The sequence below is a fragment of the Methylophilus sp. 3sh_L genome (genome assembly GCF_046766015.1).
Taxonomy (GTDB): Bacteria; Pseudomonadota; Gammaproteobacteria; order Burkholderiales; family Methylophilaceae; genus Methylophilus.
Map to the genome: position 1 here is coordinate 64502 of NZ_JBKOUF010000005.1, position 17144 is coordinate 81645.

At 50.1% G+C, this 17144-nt stretch carries 19 protein-coding genes; 9 read left to right on the forward strand and 10 right to left on the reverse strand.

What is annotated here, in order from left to right:
- Nucleotides 1-35: 35 nt before the first annotated feature.
- The 5 genes from ACIDF8_RS10770 to ACIDF8_RS10790 form a co-directional block, all read right to left on the reverse strand.
- Entirely contained in the window at nucleotides 36-1718 is a 1683-nt protein-coding gene (locus ACIDF8_RS10770) for a hypothetical protein (RefSeq protein ID WP_412010616.1), read from the reverse strand.
- A 118-nt stretch (nucleotides 1719-1836) separates the two neighbouring features.
- The gene (locus ACIDF8_RS10775) at nucleotides 1837-2148 is read right to left on the reverse strand and encodes a type II toxin-antitoxin system RelE/ParE family toxin (RefSeq protein ID WP_412010617.1); all 312 of its coding nucleotides are present in this window, start codon (nucleotides 2146-2148) and stop codon (nucleotides 1837-1839) included.
- The gene (locus tag ACIDF8_RS10780) at nucleotides 2145-2411 is read right to left on the reverse strand and encodes an antitoxin (RefSeq protein ID WP_412010618.1); all 267 of its coding nucleotides are present in this window, start codon (nucleotides 2409-2411) and stop codon (nucleotides 2145-2147) included. Before ACIDF8_RS10780 ends, ACIDF8_RS10775 begins: the two co-directional genes overlap by 4 nt.
- Before the next feature lie 158 nt (nucleotides 2412-2569).
- Nucleotides 2570-3181 carry a glutathione S-transferase gene (locus tag ACIDF8_RS10785; RefSeq protein WP_412010619.1) on the reverse strand — a complete coding sequence of 204 codons (612 nt, stop codon included), beginning with the start codon at nucleotides 3179-3181 and terminating at the stop codon, nucleotides 2570-2572.
- A complete protein-coding gene (locus tag ACIDF8_RS10790; protein WP_412010620.1) occupies nucleotides 3181-4197 on the reverse strand; it encodes a quinone-dependent dihydroorotate dehydrogenase in 1017 nt (338 codons plus the stop codon). The genes ACIDF8_RS10785 and ACIDF8_RS10790 overlap by 1 nt, the downstream gene beginning before the upstream one ends.
- 192 nt (nucleotides 4198-4389) lie before the next feature.
- Here ACIDF8_RS10790 and ACIDF8_RS10795 point away from each other — a divergent pair, with 192 nt between their 5' ends.
- Complete coding sequence (locus ACIDF8_RS10795; protein ID WP_412010621.1) at nucleotides 4390-4515, forward strand: DUF3149 domain-containing protein; 126 nt, start codon at nucleotides 4390-4392, stop codon at nucleotides 4513-4515.
- Between the two features lie 65 nt (nucleotides 4516-4580).
- On the opposite strand, the gene ACIDF8_RS10800 is transcribed toward ACIDF8_RS10795, so the two are convergent.
- Entirely contained in the window at nucleotides 4581-8450 is a 3870-nt protein-coding gene (locus ACIDF8_RS10800; RefSeq protein WP_412010622.1) for a DUF3683 domain-containing protein, read from the reverse strand.
- A 117-nt stretch (nucleotides 8451-8567) separates the two neighbouring features.
- On the opposite strand from ACIDF8_RS10800, the gene ACIDF8_RS10805 reads away from it, so the two are divergent.
- From ACIDF8_RS10805 to ACIDF8_RS10815, 3 genes are read left to right on the forward strand one after another with little or no spacing between them, the layout of a single operon-like run.
- Nucleotides 8568-9065 (forward strand): TlpA disulfide reductase family protein, encoded by a 498-nt coding sequence (locus ACIDF8_RS10805; RefSeq protein ID WP_412010623.1) that lies wholly within the window; start codon nucleotides 8568-8570, stop codon nucleotides 9063-9065.
- Nucleotides 9066-9476, forward strand: coding sequence for a CopD family protein (locus tag ACIDF8_RS10810; protein ID WP_412010624.1), 411 nt, complete (start codon nucleotides 9066-9068; stop codon nucleotides 9474-9476).
- Nucleotides 9477-9482: 6 nt separating this feature from the next.
- Nucleotides 9483-10229, forward strand: a complete 747-nt coding sequence (locus tag ACIDF8_RS10815) for a hypothetical protein (protein ID WP_412010625.1) — start codon at nucleotides 9483-9485, stop codon at nucleotides 10227-10229.
- A gap of 91 nt (nucleotides 10230-10320) precedes the next feature.
- On the opposite strand, the gene ACIDF8_RS10820 is transcribed toward ACIDF8_RS10815, so the two are convergent.
- A complete protein-coding gene (locus ACIDF8_RS10820; protein ID WP_412010626.1) occupies nucleotides 10321-10809 on the reverse strand; it encodes an SRPBCC family protein in 489 nt (162 codons plus the stop codon).
- A 153-nt stretch (nucleotides 10810-10962) separates the two neighbouring features.
- Here ACIDF8_RS10820 and ACIDF8_RS10825 point away from each other — a divergent pair, with 153 nt between their 5' ends.
- The 5 genes from ACIDF8_RS10825 (at nucleotide 10963) to ACIDF8_RS10845 (ending at nucleotide 14810) form a co-directional block, all read left to right on the forward strand.
- Nucleotides 10963-11529, forward strand: coding sequence for a TetR/AcrR family transcriptional regulator (locus ACIDF8_RS10825; RefSeq protein ID WP_412010627.1), 567 nt, complete (start codon nucleotides 10963-10965; stop codon nucleotides 11527-11529).
- An 85-nt stretch (nucleotides 11530-11614) separates the two neighbouring features.
- On the forward strand, nucleotides 11615-12583 hold the full coding sequence (locus ACIDF8_RS10830) for a carbohydrate kinase family protein (RefSeq protein WP_412010628.1): 969 nt from the start codon (nucleotides 11615-11617) through the stop codon (nucleotides 12581-12583).
- Between the two features lie 30 nt (nucleotides 12584-12613).
- Complete coding sequence (locus ACIDF8_RS10835; RefSeq protein WP_412010629.1) at nucleotides 12614-13072, forward strand: glycine zipper 2TM domain-containing protein; 459 nt, start codon at nucleotides 12614-12616, stop codon at nucleotides 13070-13072.
- Between the two features lie 147 nt (nucleotides 13073-13219).
- Complete coding sequence (locus ACIDF8_RS10840) at nucleotides 13220-14008, forward strand: GNAT family N-acetyltransferase (RefSeq protein ID WP_412010630.1); 789 nt, start codon at nucleotides 13220-13222, stop codon at nucleotides 14006-14008.
- 1 nt (nucleotide 14009) lies between these two features.
- Nucleotides 14010-14810 (forward strand): lysophospholipid acyltransferase family protein, encoded by an 801-nt coding sequence (locus ACIDF8_RS10845; RefSeq protein WP_412010631.1) that lies wholly within the window; start codon nucleotides 14010-14012, stop codon nucleotides 14808-14810.
- A 39-nt stretch (nucleotides 14811-14849) separates the two neighbouring features.
- Here the strand turns inward: ACIDF8_RS10845 and ACIDF8_RS10850 are convergent, their stop codons facing one another.
- The 3 genes from ACIDF8_RS10850 to ACIDF8_RS10860 form a co-directional block, all read right to left on the reverse strand.
- Nucleotides 14850-15608: a sulfite exporter TauE/SafE family protein gene (locus ACIDF8_RS10850; protein WP_412010632.1), complete on the reverse strand. Its 759-nt coding sequence runs from the start codon at nucleotides 15606-15608 to the stop codon at nucleotides 14850-14852.
- A gap of 14 nt (nucleotides 15609-15622) precedes the next feature.
- A complete protein-coding gene (locus tag ACIDF8_RS10855) occupies nucleotides 15623-16462 on the reverse strand; it encodes a symmetrical bis(5'-nucleosyl)-tetraphosphatase (RefSeq protein WP_412010633.1) in 840 nt (279 codons plus the stop codon).
- Nucleotides 16463-16540: 78 nt separating this feature from the next.
- Complete coding sequence (locus ACIDF8_RS10860; protein WP_412010634.1) at nucleotides 16541-17044, reverse strand: c-type cytochrome; 504 nt, start codon at nucleotides 17042-17044, stop codon at nucleotides 16541-16543.
- Nucleotides 17045-17144: the final 100 nt, after the last annotated feature.

Below are 17144 nucleotides of genomic sequence, written 5' to 3' on the forward strand. Positions count from 1 at the left end.
CAGTTTCAGCAAAATAACCGTTCACAAAAAATTATTTATAATCTCGACTTTTCAAAAAACAACAATGTCGCTAGAAGACTATTCAGAATCTCGGCAGCAAGTTGACTTGTTTGAATATTAAGATCAGCATCCTTGTAAGCATGATGCGCAAAGTAGTTTCGTGCTGTAATAAATTTCAATATCGCTCGCAAAAAGAAAAGCTTTTGTTTTGACCAATTTCTGGGGGCCAAGTTATCAATTTCTTTAAATAACTGATCTGGTCTATTATTTAATTTTGTTCTTGTCTTAATTTCACTACAGCATGTTTCCAAAACCGTTTTTTCAAAGCAATCTAACTCTGGTTTTAGCTTCTTTAAAAAATCGACAATCGGCTCATCACTTTGACCTTGCAATTTGGGCCTAAACATTTCACGCAGCACAACTTCCGTCCTCACAGACATGACAATCAGCATATCAACAATCCGGTTTTGCTTGAAAGTAGCCGATTGCGTATCTGTGTTATTAAGTGATTGATGCAAATCGTGAAAAGATCTAATCCAGGCATCAAAACCCTTTACTTGATACAGCTTGTCATAAATATCTTCGGAACAATCATAGCCCCAGCATTTAATTTCAGCACAATAAAAGTTACCGTAAGAAACAAATGATTGCTTGAAGCTGTAGTATTCAACATTAAGCAACTCATGCAATGGCGTTAAGCTAGGGCTTCCAACATTATATTCAGGGTTTTCAAATATAGATTTCGCTGGCCTGTCAAACAAGCGCAGTTGTTCGTAAATAAGATAAATATCTTTGGTCAGATTATTACGCGCCTTTTGCAGAACTACGCAACCATCCTTGCTAATTTGGTTCGCCCATTCTGCATCTAATTCAAGTAAGCACTTCAAATCTCGCTCTAACAACTCGACATTCACTCCAGAGAACCTTTGTACAAGGCTAAAAATTTCACCATGTGTAAAGTTTATTGTGCTGAAATGCCAGCCTGATACAACAGTTTTATACCAAGAAAGGCGCTCAAATGCCTTTTCATAACGCTCACAAAACCTTACAGCTTTTTTCCTTAAATTCTCCAATATTTTATTTCTTGCTTCCTTAGATGAGAAAAGTGAGGCTGTATGTCGATACAAATAGAAACTATCCGCTAATAAATAAGTATGCCAATAAGGGAGATAAGCCTCTGCCGCTATGAAATTACGGCCATTATTATGAATGTGCTTTACAAAATCACTTGGAACTTCAGCATGATGGTTTTCTACAAAGCTTTGTTTAAGTCCCCCATCGTATGGATGAATAACATCAGATAGTTCTTTGAATGTTTGCGGGACAATTTCCAAATGATACATACCGACTTCATTATCAAAATTGTCAGAACTTATCTCTGGAAGCTCTGGAAAGTTTTGCCATAACTCAAAATAAGATTGTGGTAATTCAACATAAAGAGCAGGCTTAAGTATGCCGCTAGAGACTAACTCAGCGGCTGTTATTCCGAATGGGTAACTTACTATTCCAATATTTTTAAGCTCAGCACCAAATCGACCACTATTAGTTGTACTTGATGCAGAAAGTGGCAGATTAATATTTAGATAACGACAATCTAACTCCGTGGTGCTGTATTTAACTTTCCTTGCCTCTAAAAACGCTGCCATATAATTATCAGAATATAGAAATTGATGGGCAGTATCTATTGACTTCCAAATCACCATAGCTACCAAAACCATTCCACATATCATCTTGCATGAAAGATTCAAGCGATGTTTGATATTTTGAAAAGATAATTGACGAGAGCACTTGCTCGCCCCATTAAATCATTCCAGCTTTTTGTCAATCCCAACTTGATTAAACAAGCCGATTTTTCAGCCTCTGCAAAACATCCATTCGTTCATGCAATATTGCCAAAATAATGGCGGGCGAATTGTGTTGTGGCAAGCAAAATATGAAGTGTTTGCCAGATAGCGCTACGCGCAAATTAGGGAGGAGTGTGTGCATTTCTTTAAAATGTCCGCGCCCATTAGCAACAGCCTCAGCATTGCGCTCAATCTCTGCAATGTAGTTGCGGCATTGCGTTACGCCAAATTGCGCTTTTGTGTAGGCAATAATTTCTTTAAGGTCAGCTTCTGCGCTGTTGGTGAGAACGTATGCGCGACTCACGCCACGCCACCATTTTGGATGGCTTCCTCTGCAATCTCAGAAATACTTCTTGTGGAAACTTCACCACGGCTTGCCTCTGCTACACGTGCAGTCAGCAGTTCTTGGAGCGCGATCATCGCCTGCTCTTCCTTGTCTGTGTTGGGGTCAATATTGGGAAAGAGGCGCTCAACAGCATACTGTTTGATCGATTTTCCTTGAAGCGCAGCCATTGCTTTCAGGGTTTGATGTTGCTGATCTGTAATGTCTATCGTGAGCCTACTCATTTTAAATCCTCATGTGAATACAAACCCACATTACCACAAATGTGGGTTTGTGGTAATCCACCGATGAATCGTCTTGGGTATCAGAATTTTGTGTGGTGGTGACCATAGAAATCACTTTCTATAGAAACTATAACGCAATACTATTTCATCAGAAATATTTACTGCGTATAAGTCGGAAACTTTTGCATCACTTCTGCAAATAGCGGGCTTTGCAACCACCCTTCTAACCAGACACGCAATTTTGGGTATGCGCTGCTGGCAAACCACTCCGCATCAACCGCTGCAAACTGGCGGATAAACGGGAAAATGGCGACATCAGCCATGCTATGTTTGTCCCCAAGCAAATAGTCATGTTGCTCTAATGCAGCTTCCAGCCTCTGTAAAAATTGCTCACCTTGTTCACGGTAAACCTGCTGCGCATGCTCGGGGTAGCGGTCAGGGTATTTATAGCGGTCCAGCGCTTTTTTAAAGTCACCGTCGTTGATCGTAATCAGCGCGTTGACTGCTTCAGGGTCTGCATTCAGCCAGCCTTGCGGATCGCTCTGGGCCAGTGCCCACTGCATGATATCCAGGCTTTGCTCCAGCACGGTGCCGTCTTGGAGTTGTAATACCGGCACGGTACCTTTGGGGGAAATCTGCAATAAATGTGCAGGTTTTTCGCGCAACGAAATCTCGCGCACTTCTACCTGAATATTTGCCACCCAGATCGCCATACGAGCACGCATGGCGTAGGGGCAGCGGCGGTATGAGTAAAGGATAGGCAATGCCATTAGAGCAAGGCTTGGCGGCAGTCTTTAATCAACTGCGGCCCTTTATAGATGAGTCCGCTATAAAGCTGAACCAGGCTGGCACCGGCCGCCATTTTCTCTTTGGCATCGTCGCCATTGAGAATACCGCCCACCCCGATAATCGGCAGGCTGCCTTGCAAGCTGGCCGCCAGGGTTTGAATGACACGTGTAGAACCTGCTTTCACCGGTGCGCCAGACAATCCGCCAGCTTCTTCTGCATGCGGCAATCCAGCCACGGTATCGCGTGACAAGGTGGTGTTAGTGGCAATCACGCCGTCCATGCGGTGCTGCATCAGCAGTTCAGCGATTTCTTGTACTTGCTCGGTGGTTAAATCGGGGGCGATTTTGAGCACGACGGGCACATATTTACCATGCAGCTGCGAGAGGATTTTTTGCTCGGCTTTGAGTGTCGCCAGGAGCTGTCCCAGCGCTTCTTTTTCTTGCAGCGCACGCAGGTTTTTGGTGTTGGGTGAGGAGATATTCACCGTGATATAACTGGCATAGTTATATACTTTGCGCATGCAGGTCAGGTAGTCTTCAGCGGCGCGGTCGTTAGGGGTGTCAAAATTTTTACCGATATTGATACCCAAGATGCCTTTGAATTTAGCTGCTTTCACATTCTGGATCAGCTGATCAACACCGAGGTTATTAAACCCAAAACGGTTAATAATGGCCTGTGCCTGAGGCAGGCGAAACAAACGCGGTTGCGGGTTGCCCGGCTGCGGACGCGGGGTGACGGTACCGACTTCAATAAAGCCGAAGCCGAGTGCTGCCATGCCATCGATCACGGCAGCGTTTTTATCCAGCCCGGCGGCCAGGCCTACCGGGTTGGGAAAGGTGAGGCCCATGACTTGCGTCGGTTGAGCGGGTAAGCGGCAAGCGGCAAGTTTAAGCAGTCCGAGCTTTTCTGCGCGCTTGAGCGATTGCAAAGTGATATCGTGTGCCTGCTCTGCATCCAGTTGAAACAGCAGAGGTTTAAGCAGCGAGTAGACATTCATCCGTTTTATTCCTGAATTTTTTATTCCAAAACAATCGCGTCGTATTTTGCCAGCAGCGACAAGTCGATGATACGGCCATCAAGTGTCGCTCACATGACTTTTGCGTTACATCAAAAACCATGTTGCTATTAGGGTTCAAAATCCTCTTCAGATTCATTGCGTGCAACATCATTCGCTTACCGGAGGAAACCCATGAAAATTTTGATTGATTTGTTATCGACTGACTATGGTTTAATGAGTTTTATCGTGATTGCTGTGATTTTAGTGGTCATGGTCTGGGCGGGGATTTATGTCTATGTCAAAGCGCGACAGCCATAAATCGACCGGGCAGACACGATACATATCCCACTTGAACAAACCCCGCTTGCGCGGGGTTTGTGTCTTTACAGCAGTACTTTTTCGATGCCGCCGTTATTGGCTTTCTCGATGTAATTTTCCATCCAGTTTTCACCCAGCACGTGTTTGGCCATTTCCACCACAATGTAGTCAGCTTCAATGCCGGTGTCATCACCATACCGTGACAAACCTTGCAGGCAGCTTGGGCAAGAGGTGAGGATTTTCACCGGCTGCTCAGGCGCACCCACGGTCAGGCCCATCTTGGCCATGCCTTTTTCCAGTTCTTCCTGCTTGCGGAATTTGACCTGGGTGGCAATGTCAGGACGCGCTGCGGCAAACGTACCGGACTCACCGCAGCAACGGTCATTGAGCGCGACATCGGTGCCCATCAGCTTGTTGGTGACTTCCAGCGGTTTGTAAGTCTTCATTGGCGTATGGCAAGGGTCATGGTACATATAGCGCGTACCAGTAACGCCTTGCAGGCGCATGTCTTTTTCCATCAGGTATTCGTGGATATCGAGCAGGCGGCAGCCTGGGAAAATCTTCTCAAACTCGTATTTCTGCAACTGATCCATACACGTACCGCAAGAGACGATCACGGTCTTGATGTCCAGGTAATTCAACGTATTAGCCACGCGGTGGAACAACACTCGGTTATCCGCCGTGATTTCCTGGCCTTTGTCATGATTACCGGCGGCCGTTTGCGGATAGCCGCAGCACAGGTAGCCAGGCGGCAAGACGGTAATCGCACCGACTTCGTACAGCATGGCTTGTGTCGCCAGGCCTACGTTAGAGAACAGGCGCTCGGAACCACACCCTGGGAAGTAGAACACGGCTTCGGAATCTTCGTTCACCTTTTGCGGGTTACGGATGACCGGAATCATGGTGTCATCTTCCAGACCCATCATGGCACGCGAAGTTTTAGATTGCATTTTCTTCGGCATAGGCCTGTTAATGAAGTGAATCACCTGTGCCTTGATTTCTGCCCTGCCCACCGTCGCTGGCGGTGCTTTTTTATCCTTGAGTAGGCCAAACTTCTTGGCCAGGCTATTGGCGATATTAATGGCTTTGTAGCCCATTTGTATCATGGTGCCACGCAGCAGTTTGATGGTCGCCGGGTCTTTGACATTGAGGAACATCATGCCCGCTGCGGTGCCAGGATTGAATTTCTTCTTGCCTTGCTCGCGCAGGAAGTTACGCATCTTGACCGATACGTCACCAAAGTCGATATTCACCGGGCAGGGTTTTTCGCAACGGTGGCAGACCGTACAATGGTCAGCGACGTCGTTAAACTCATCAAAATGTTTGAGTGAGATCCCGCGGCGCGTCTGCTCTTCGTACAAGAAGGCTTCAATCAGCAATGAGGTGCCCAGAATCTTGTTACGGGGCGAGTAAAGCAGGTTGGCGCGTGGCACGTGGGTAGAACACACAGGCTTACATTTGCCGCAGCGCAAGCAGTCAGAAATATCATCGGCGATTTCGCCAATGGCTGACTGTTCCATGATGATGGACTCTTGCTCCAACAGGCCAAAGCTTGGAGTGTAGGCATTTTCAAGGCCTGAGCCAGCCAGCAGCTTACCCTTGTTAAAACGGCCTTCTGGGTCAACCTTGTTCTTGTAGGCAGCAAAGGTATCAATGGTCGCCTGGTCCAGGAACTCCATTTTGGTAATGCCGATACCGTGTTCACCCGAGATTACCCCATTGAGGCCGCGCGCCAGATCCATCACGCGCGCCACGGCGGCGTGTGCATCCTGCATCATGCCGTAGTCATCGGAGTTGACTGGGATATTGGTGTGCACGTTACCGTCACCGGCGTGCATGTGCAGCGCAATAAACACGCGGCTCTTCAACACGGTTTTCTGGATTTCGTCCAGCTTGTCGAGAATCTTCTGGTATTCGCGGCCAGCAAAAATATCAGCCATCGGGCGCTTGAGCTCGCGCTTCCAGGACACGCGTAAATCATACGACTGCACGGCGCGGAACACATTGTCATACTGTGCGAATGGTTTACCCATTTCACCCAGTACAGACACGGGTTCATCCAGCGTATTGAGGATCAGACGCCATCTGGCGCGCACATCGCGCAACAACTGCAAGGCAATGTTCTGTTTGGACTTGACGCCTTCAGGATCAGCATTGCCATCTTCATCTGGTTGCAAAGGCAAATCGCCAGAGACAAAGGCTTCCAGCTCGTCTACCAGGCGAAGTTTATTGTTGATAGACAGCTCAATATTAATACGCTCAATGCCGTCTGAGTATTCACCCAGACGCGGCAGCGGAATCACCACATCTTCGTTAATTTTAAAGGCGTTGGTATGACGGGCAATCGCGGCCGTGCGTGAACGGTCCAGCCAGAATTTTTTACGCGCCTCAGCCGAGACGGCAATAAAGCCTTCGCCATTGCGGGCATTACACATACGCACCACGGCAGAAGCCACTTCGCCGACGGCATTTTCGTCATCAGACGCGATATCACACAACAACACCATTTTTGGGCGTTGCTGGCGTGCAGCCTTGGTGGCGTAACCCACCGCTTTCACATAGCGTTCGTCCATGTGCTCAAGGCCGGCCATAATCACGGCTGGGTCGTTTTTAGCTGTGGCGTCCAGATAGTCTTTAATCTCGACAATGGCGGGCACCGCGTGCGACACATTGCCAAAGAACTCCAGCGCAATGGTGCGCACATGCTTGGGCATGCGGTGCAAAATAAAGGTCGCAGAGGTAATCAGGCCATCGCAACCTTCTTTCTGCACCCCGGGCAGACCAGACAGGAACTTGTCGGTCACGTCTTTACCCAGGCCGACCTTACGGAAGCTAGGGCCTGGAATTTCAAGAATCTCAGGCTCGGACAGCAGGTTTTTATGGTCGATGTCGTAGCGGCTGATTTTAAAGCGCGCCATGTCAATATCGTGGATCTTGCCGAGGTTATGATCCAGGCGTTCCACTTCCAACCAAGTCGCATCTGGTGTCACCATGCGCCAAGAGGCCAGGTTATCTAGCGCAGTGCCCCACAGCACCGCTTTTTTACCCCCAGCGTTCATGGCGACGTTACCACCGATACAGCAGGCATCAGCAGAGGTCGGGTCGCAGGCAAACTCCAGCCCTGCCGCAGTGGCCGCATCCATCGCACGGCGCGTCACTACACCCGCGCCACACTCAATCGTCGCCACCTGGCGGGAAACGCCAGGCAAGGTGCGCATTTGTACGCCAGTGTGTTGATCCAGTTTTTCGGTGTTGATGACGGCAGATAAGGGCGTCAACGGCACGGCGCCACCAGTATAACCGGTACCACCGCCGCGCGGGATAATGGTCAAACCAAGCTCAATACAAGCACGGACCAGGTAAGAAATTTCAGCTTCGGTATCCGGGTTGATCACCACAAACGGATACTCAACGCGCCAGTCGGTCGCGTCGGTCACATGTGACACACGCGCCAAGCCATCGAACTGTACATTATCCTTGCGCGTGTACTTGGTGAGTTTGGCTAAAGCCTTTTTACGCAAGTCAGCGGTTTGCTTGAAATCATCAGCAAATTTTTCTACCGCCTTCGTGGCAGCAGAGACCAGTTTTTGTACTTTATCATTGCCACCGCTGCGCTCCTGGATAGCAGAAATACGGTGATACAGTGCCTCAATCAAGGCTTTGCGGCGCTTGGGGTTTTCCAGTAAGTCATCTTGCAGATAAGGGTTGCGTGACACCACCCACAAATCGCCCAACACCTCAAACAGCATGCGTGCGCTGCGGCCCGTTTTGCGCTCAGCGCGCAACACATTGAGGATTTCCCAAATTTCTTCGCCGAGAAACCGGATGACGATTTCGCGGTCAGAGAAGGAGGTATAGTTGTACGGAATTTCGCGTAATCGTGCGAGAGGGGTAGAATTGCGCTTTAACAAATCTGCGTTGACAGGTGCGTTCATTGATAATTTATCAAAAACAAAAGTCAATTATACCATGTCGTATACAGCACAAACACGTTACACGGCCTATGGTTTTTAGCGTGGATTTTGAGTCATCCGTTTTTTTAAGAGGCTAAGTTGAAATCAATATTCAGAACATGGGGCGTAGCAATCGTTGCATTGGCGCTCATCGCAGGCCTGGTCTTTGCCGTCATGCAAAAACCACAGGCACCACAAGTCACTTTTACCACACTGGATGGCCAAAAAATCAATATGCAAGACCTGCGCGGAAAAACGGTGCTGGTCAACTTCTGGGCGACAGATTGCCCTGGCTGCATCAAGGAAATGCCTGACCTCATCCACACTTACCAGCAATACAAAGACAAAAACCTGGTAGTGATTGCGGTAGCCATGCCCTATGACCCGCCTGCACAAGTGCTCAACTACACCAAGGAGAAAGCGCTGCCGTTTGCCGTCATGCATGATGGCTACGGCGAGATGGTGAAGGCGTTTGGCAATGTTAACCTCACGCCAACCACATTTGTTTTTGATGGCAATGGCAACCGCATCCAGAAAACCATCGGCGAACTTAACTTTGCCGAATTACGCAAACTCCTGAACCAGAAAGCCAGCTAAATGTTGTGGGTTAAAGCATTTCATATTATTTTTGTCACCAGCTGGTTTGCCGGCTTGTTTTATCTACCACGCATTTACGTGAATCTGGCGATGGAAACCGAACCCCACGCCTATGCCCGCTTGCTGCTGATGGCGCAAAAACTTTATCGCTTTATGCAGCCGCTTATGTTGCTGGCGCTGGCGCTAGGCCTGTGGTTATGGCTGGGCTATGGCGTCACTGGCGGCTGGATGCATGCCAAACTGACGCTGGTGATTTTGCTGATTGGTTACCACCACTACTGCGGCAAACTGCTCAAACAGTTTAATGCCCAGCAAAACAAGCGTAGTCATATGTGGTTTCGCTGGTTCAATGAAATTCCGGTACTGCTTCTGTTTGCCGTGGTGATTTTGGTGGTCGTGAAGCCGTTTTAAATTGGCATGCTGCAGGCGTTACTTCAATCTGACTGGCTGATCAGCATGCTGGATAAATCCGGCAAGCAAGCCTCACACAAACTGCTTGGGTTGTTTAACATCCTCGACGATTTGCTTTCCAGCCCGCTAGCCGATACGCAGCCCACCCGTCCGTCAGCACCGCCACAACCAGAACGGCTGCAACGCTACCTGACCCAGCAAGCACAATTGGCCGGCGCACGGTTGCCTGACATGCTGGCCAACCAACTCTACTTTATGGCGCTCAGTGCCTGCCAGGAAAAATTGGCACATAAACAATCCAGTGCGCTGCAACATGCCAAACAAGCGGCGCAAGCGCTTATCGACGAGCAAACCAAGTTGCAAATTAACTGGCTGGCGATCCGCAATTATGGCGTAGTCATGGTCGCGCTGGTGACGGGTGTCATGGGCGGTTTTTACTGGCACATGCAGTTCGAAACACATCTCCCAGCACAAGTTGTAGACGCACATCACCCCCCTCCTCATCCATTATCGCTTGAGGCCAGCCCCACTGAGACCGCGGCTATTTACAGCCGCCTGGAAACCATGAAGCACGGTGACTGCCGCCTGATCGAGGCGATACAACTGCCGGAGCGGCTGAAAAGCGTTTATATTGAAAATATTATCAACGGTCGTGTCAGCACCAACCGTGATGAGCAGGTGCTAGTCAACCAATTGCTAGATCAAGTGCAGTGTAACTACACCCCCAAACTCATGGCCAACTCCAAACAATAAGCGCCCCCCAGGCCAGACCTGCAAGCGTTTCACCCATAAAAAAGCCGCCACTGACAGTGACGGCTTTGTGCTTTTTTAAAGCAGAACTTCGTTATTGAAACAGCGTTTTAAGCTGATTCAAACCACCATCGTAAACACCTTTGATGGTATCTGAGGCTGCTTTTTCATCCGCAGGCGCTTTGGGCAAGAAGTGGCTCTCCCAAACGACCACAGACTTGCCATCGCCGTTACTGTGCACACTCACAATGGAGGAATAGTCATTAACGGGCAAGACGCCGTCAGTAATTTTATAGGTATAGCTTTTTTGCTTTGGATTGTAAGCGGTCAAAGTTTCATTCACTTTGCCGCCATCTTTCAGTGTCAGCACCCGCTTGGCGCCTACGCTGTTGTTTTTACCCGCGACGATCTCGGTTTTAGCCACGGCAGGATGCCAAGCACCCAAATCCCCAAAGTCAGAGACTTTTTTCCAGACCACTTCTGCAGGCTGATTTAACTCTACCGATTTAACCACATACAATGGCTCGGCCGCGAATGCGGAACCTGCAACGGCGAACAGGGTTGCTAATAATAATTGACGCATGATTTTCTCCTTGTTGTAAATTGAACGGCCACAAAAATATACTATACTGTATAGTATATTTAACATGATAAGCAAAGTCAAACAATAGGATTAATTCCCTCACTGAAAGTTCCAGGGGTATACAAACTTGTATAGAGTGTTATAATTTTAGGCATGAATGCGCTTAAGCAAAAAATTTTGCAGGTATCGACCGACCTGTTTCAGACCCGCGGAATCAACTCCACGGGTGTGGATACGATTGTGGCGGTCGCCGGTACTACAAAAATGACGCTTTATAAGTATTTTGAAAACAAGGAAGAACTGATCCTTGCCGTGCTGCAAAAAAGCCATCAGGACTTTCAAGACTGGATGAATGAAAAACTGGGCGGCCTAGGCGGCAGCCCTAACGAGAAGATCCAGAAACTATTTGAGTTTATTGAGGAATGGGTCACTTCGCCGTCGTTTACCGGCATTGCGTTTATTAAAGCCTCGGCCGAATTCCCCAATGAAGAAAACCGTATCCACCAACTCTCCTCACAGCAGTCGCGCGAGTTTCGTCAGTTTATTACCAAGCTGGCACTAGATGCCAACATCAAAGATGCGGAAGGCTTGGCACTGCAATTGTCTATCCTGTTTGAAGGCGCCGTGCAGGCCGAGCAAATCAAACGCGGGTCAGGAGCCATCAAGTCGGCAAAAAAAGCCGCTAAAACCCTGATCGACTTGGCGATCAAGCAGTCTTAAGCTACTTAATACCCGCATACCACTTGCCACTGTGCTGGCACACGGCAATAATAGCCGTACTTTTATTCATCCCTAATTATTATTCATGAAAATTCTTATTTGCGGCTCTTTAGCCTATGACACCATCATGGTGTTCCCCGACCAGTTCAAAAACCACATCTTGGCTGACAAAATACACAAACTGAGTGTGGCGTTTCTGGTCCCGGAAATGCGCCGCGAATTTGGCGGCACTGCTGGTAATATTGCCTACAACCTGCAGTTGCTGGAAGGCCAGCCGCAGATTATGGCTACCACAGGCGATGACTTTAGCCCCTACGAAAGCTGGCTAAACCAGCATCATATTGATACACAGCATATCAAGACCATTGCCGGCACCTATACCGCACAGGCATTTATCACCACGGACATGGATGATAACCAGATTACGGCCTTTCACCCTGGCGCCATGCAATATGCGCACGCGAACAGCGTGAATGATGCCAAAGACATTGCCTTAGCCATTATTGCCCCAGATGGCCGCGATGCCATGTTCCAACATGCAAAAGAGTGCCATGAAGCGGGCATCCCTTTCATGTTTGACCCTGGCCAGGGCTTACCTATGTTTAATGGTGAAGAGCTCATGCATTTTATTGAAATGGCCGACTATCTGGCAGTGAACGATTATGAGTCGCAAGTCATCCAAGACAAGACAGGACTCAGCCTGGAGCAACTGGCCGCCAAGGTGAAAGCCTTGATTGTGACCCTGGGCAGTGAAGGTTCACATATCTATGCCGATGGTCAACGCCATGACATTCCATGCGTTAGAGCAGATAATGTGGTAGACCCCACCGGTTGCGGTGATGCCTACCGCGCAGGCCTGCTCTATGGCATTGTGCGTGGCTGGGACTGGAAAGCCTGTGGCCGGTTAGCCTCAACCATGGGTGCGATTAAAATCGCCAGCCGGGGGGGGCAAAACCATCATCCGACCCGTGCGGAGATTGAAAATATTTACAGTCACGCCCTGGTTCAGGATGCGCTGAAAGAAGACCCTAGCTTAGGGCAACCGACGCATTAAAAAGAAGCTTGTTCAATATTGGAGAAAAAAATGAACACACGTGTATTGCAATGGCTCGCTGTCGCTTTGGTGACAAGCATGCTGGCGGCTTGCGCCAGCTCAAACTCAGGCAATGTGTATTCCCGCGATGAAGCGCGCAGGGCACAAACAGTCAAAACCGGCGTGGTGGAAAGCGTGCGTGCCGTGAAACTGGAAGGGACTAAATCCCCGGTCGGCACCATTGCTGGCGGTGCAGTGGGTGGGATTGCAGGTAGCTCTATCGGTGGCGGCAGAGGCAGTATGATTGGGGCCGTGCTGGGTGCAGTGGCGGGTGGCTTGGCGGGTTCAGCTGCCGAGGAAGCCATTACGCGCAAGAATGCCCTGGAAATCACGGTTAAACTAGATGGCGGTGGCTTGGTTGCCATTGTGCAGGAAGCCGATGAACAGTTTAATGCGGGCGACCGTGTGCGCATCGTTGAAAACGGCGGCACCTCTCGCGTTTCACACTAACCCACTGCAGACGCCTGGATCAAAAGCGGCCAATGGCCGCTTTTTTATTGCCCCTAGGAAGACGTCACATAAGTGTCACGCCAACGTCACCAATCATTCATGTGACACTTTTACTATCTCGCTAACCCTCAATCAAGGAGTCGCGAGATGTTAGAACGTCATTTACAGGAACATGGCCTATATCAAGCCGAGATTCAACCAACGGCCGATGCCAACCGTAAACCAAGTTCAACCCTGAGTGTCGCATTGGCAACCACTGCCGAAGAAATTATGGAAGCACAACGCTTGCGCTATCAAGTGTTTGCCGAAGAAATGGGCGCACAGATCAAAAGCCAGAACGGCTTGGACGTAGATGGCTTTGATGCCTATTGCGACCACCTGCTGGTGCGGGATGATGCCACGCAGCAAGTCGTGGGCACCTACCGCATCCTGAACCCGATGCAGGCCATGCTGGCAGGCGGTTATTATTCCGCCGGAGAGTTTGATTTAAGCCGTTTGGCACCGCTGTCTGACCGTACGGTAGAAGTGGGCCGTGCCTGTGTGCATGCCGATTACCGCACCGGCGGCACCATCACCATGCTCTGGGCTGGGCTGGCCAAATACATGATGGCCCGCCAGTATGAATACATGATTGGTTGCGCCAGCATCTCTATGCATGACGGTGGCCACACTGCAGCATCGTTGTTTAACAGCCTGCGCGAAGACTATTTGTCCCCTGCGGAATACCGTGTATTTCCGCACCATCCATTGCCGATTGAAGCACTGGACCAGTCACTCGAAGTCACTTGCCCGCCTTTGGTGAAAGGCTATTTGCGCCTGGGGGCTTATATTTGCGGCGAACCGGCCTGGGATCCAGCTTTTAATACTGCCGATATGCTGGTATTGTTACCGTTATCCAGAATCAATCCCAGATATGCTGCGCATTTCTTGAAATAATTTGCCAAAAACACACTTTCTTACCCGCTATTGGCGCATCGCCCGCATTTTCCTCCACACACTGACCGGACTCACATTGGCAACACTCGTGTTGCCTGTGTGCGGCCGTGGTCGCCGCGAGCAAATCATCCGCTGGTGGTGTGCAAAACTGTTGCGCTGCTTTAACTTACAATTATCGGTGAGTGGTCAACGCCCGTCACCGCAAACACAGCATGTGCTGTTTGTGGCCAACCATATTTCCTGGTCAGATATCCATGCCCTGAACAGCCTGATTCCAGTGCGTTTTGTGGCAAAACTTGAAATCAAGGATTGGCCGGTGTTTGGCTATCTAGTGAAAAAATCAGGGACTATTTTTATCAACCGGACACGTCAACGCGATGCGGCGCGTGTGCTTAAAGTCGTCACGCAGGCGATGAAACTGGGGGACAATTTGTGCGTGTTTCCCGAAGGGACGACCACAGATGGGCAGCAAGTATTGCCTTTTAAAAGCAGCCTCATCCAGGCCTCTATTGACGCAGAGGCGACGGTGATCCCGATTGCAATCCACTACCCGTTGCCGGACGGCAGCCCTAACCTGGCGGCCGCTTATGCCGGGGAAACAACCATGATCGAGTCCATGCTGTCTTTTTTAAACATGCAGTCTCCCCGTGTACATTTACATTTTTGTGCGCCAATTGAGGCGCGCCTGCTGGATAGGCAAGCGCTGGCCAGCCAGGCAAGAAGTGAAATTATTGCGCACTTACCCTGGGCGTCGGCCTCCGAGGTCGTCAGCCAGCCATCACACCAAAGACAACAAGCGTAAGCGTGATTGACGAAATTACTTTTAGAAATCAGCCCGCTGCTAGAAATAAGCCTGCCAGGCCGTTTTAACCAGCAAGAGCATTACCACCGCAACAAATACCTGGCGCACCAGCGTTGCCCCATGCCTGAGGGCCAACGCACTCCCCACTAGGCTCCCCATAATATTGGCGGCAGCCATTGCCAAGCCTAGTTGCCACCAGACGGCCCCGTTCCAGCCCAACACAACCAAGGTCGCCAGATTAGTGCTGGCATTTAACAGCTTGGCGGAGGCAGAAGCATGCAAGAAATCCTGCCCAAGAAAACGCACCAGCATAAAAATAAAAAAAATGCCGGTACCTGGGCCAAAAAAACCGTCATACCAACCAATGCAGCCCCCAATGGCCAGCGCAAGCAGCAAGCGCCGCCGCAGGCTGTAGCCACGGGCCAGGGGCACGAGCCCAAACTGTGGGGATTTGAGGGTATAAACCAACACCAGCAATAACACCGCAGGCAGCAGCTTGCGCAAAAAATCTGGCGCCACGCAGGTTAAAGTCCATGCCCCCAGACTGGCGCCCGAAAAAGCCGCCAACATTGCAGGGAAGAGCCAGCCCCAATCCAAACGCACATGCCGGCTGTAGCGCCAGGCAGCGACACTGGTGCCAAATACACTGGAACACTTATTGGTGCCGAGCAACAGCACAGGGGAGGTGTTCGGATAGCTGGTCAGCAAGGCCGGAACAGTGACCAAGCCCCCACCACCGACCATGGCATCGACCACGCCTGCCCCAAAGGCGGCCACCATGACCCACCAGAGTTCCATCGCCAGCCCCGGTACTAATCCCCACCCAGGCCAGGCGGTTGGTCACGCACATCCAGCGCCACTTGTGTCACCTCGCCCGTGTCCAGAGAATAAGCAGTCAGTTGCCGTCCCCATAAACAGCCGGTATCGAGGGCGATCACCCCATGTGCTTGATACAGGCCCAATGCCGACCAGTGGCCGCATAAAATCCGCTGTTTAGCCTGGGCGGACTGGCGCCCAGCGGCCTGGAACCATGGCAAATAGCCCGCCGGCAACTCAGATAGCTCGCCTTTAAAAGAAAACTCCATCGCTCCGGCTTCATCAACGACACGCATGCGGGTCAGCGCATTCGTGATCGCACGCAGGCGCTCCACCCCCGCCAGATCAGCTTGCCAGGCTGCGGGCTGATTACCATACATCTGTTGTAAAAAGCTCAGATAATCGGGCGATTGCAAAACCGCCTCGACCTCGGCCGCCAGCATTCGCGCTTGTGGCAATGACCATTGCGGATACAGCCCGGCATGCAGCATGGCAAAATCCTCTTCCAACACCATTAAGGGTTGATGGCGCAACCAATGCAATAATGCTTCACCATCTTCGGCCGCCAACAAGTCGTGCAAGGTATCAAAGCGATGCGGTGGCCGCACGGCGTGCGCCACGGCAATCGCATGTAAATCGTGGTTACCCAGCACCACCTTGATTGCGTGACGATGTTCGTATAGCCAGCGCAATACCGGCAAGGACCCGGTGCCCCGGTTAATTAAATCGCCAACCAGCCATAATTGGTCGCGGCCGGGCTCAAAGTTGACCCTGGCCAGCAACCGCATAAAAGAATGATAGCAACCTTGCAGGTCACCAATTGCGTATCTCGCCATGGCTATGCGCCTATCTGAAATAGATTCACCAATAAAAAAGCCGCTTGAGAATCAAGCGGCTGATCGCGATATTGCGGTTTATTTTTTCAAGCTAGCAGGATCAAATTTAGCGCCTGCCTGGTTTGCCATGTAAGCCACGGCATCTGCCACTTCGTGGTCGCTCAACTCGGCGTTACCACCACGGGCTGGCATGCTACGGATGCCTTCAATCGCATGTTTCACCAGGGTTTCATAACCCTGTGCAATACGAGGACCCCAGTCACCGGCATTACCGATTTTTGGCGCGCCCAATGCCCCCACACCATGGCAAGCGATACACACACCTTTGACGATCTCTTCGCCGCTCTTCTCAACGTGCGCACCAGCTGCCTCTGCCACTTCAACCGTCGCCACCGGCGCAATATTGGCAACTACTTTTTGTTCTGCTGCTTCAGCTGCTTCTTTGCTAGGGGTGGCTTTTTCAGCACCAAACACGCCAAAAAGATACGCCAGTACCGAAACCAGCAATGTGAAAGCAATAATGGCGCCTGGAATGGCAATAATTAATTCTTTAATGCTTGAACCCTGATTGTTACCCGACATATCTGCATCCCGTTGCGTTAGAAAAAATAACCACGCGATTATAGCGCAGAACGCGCAGACAGGAAACGCACGGGAATGCTTTTAAGCGTATTGTAAGCAA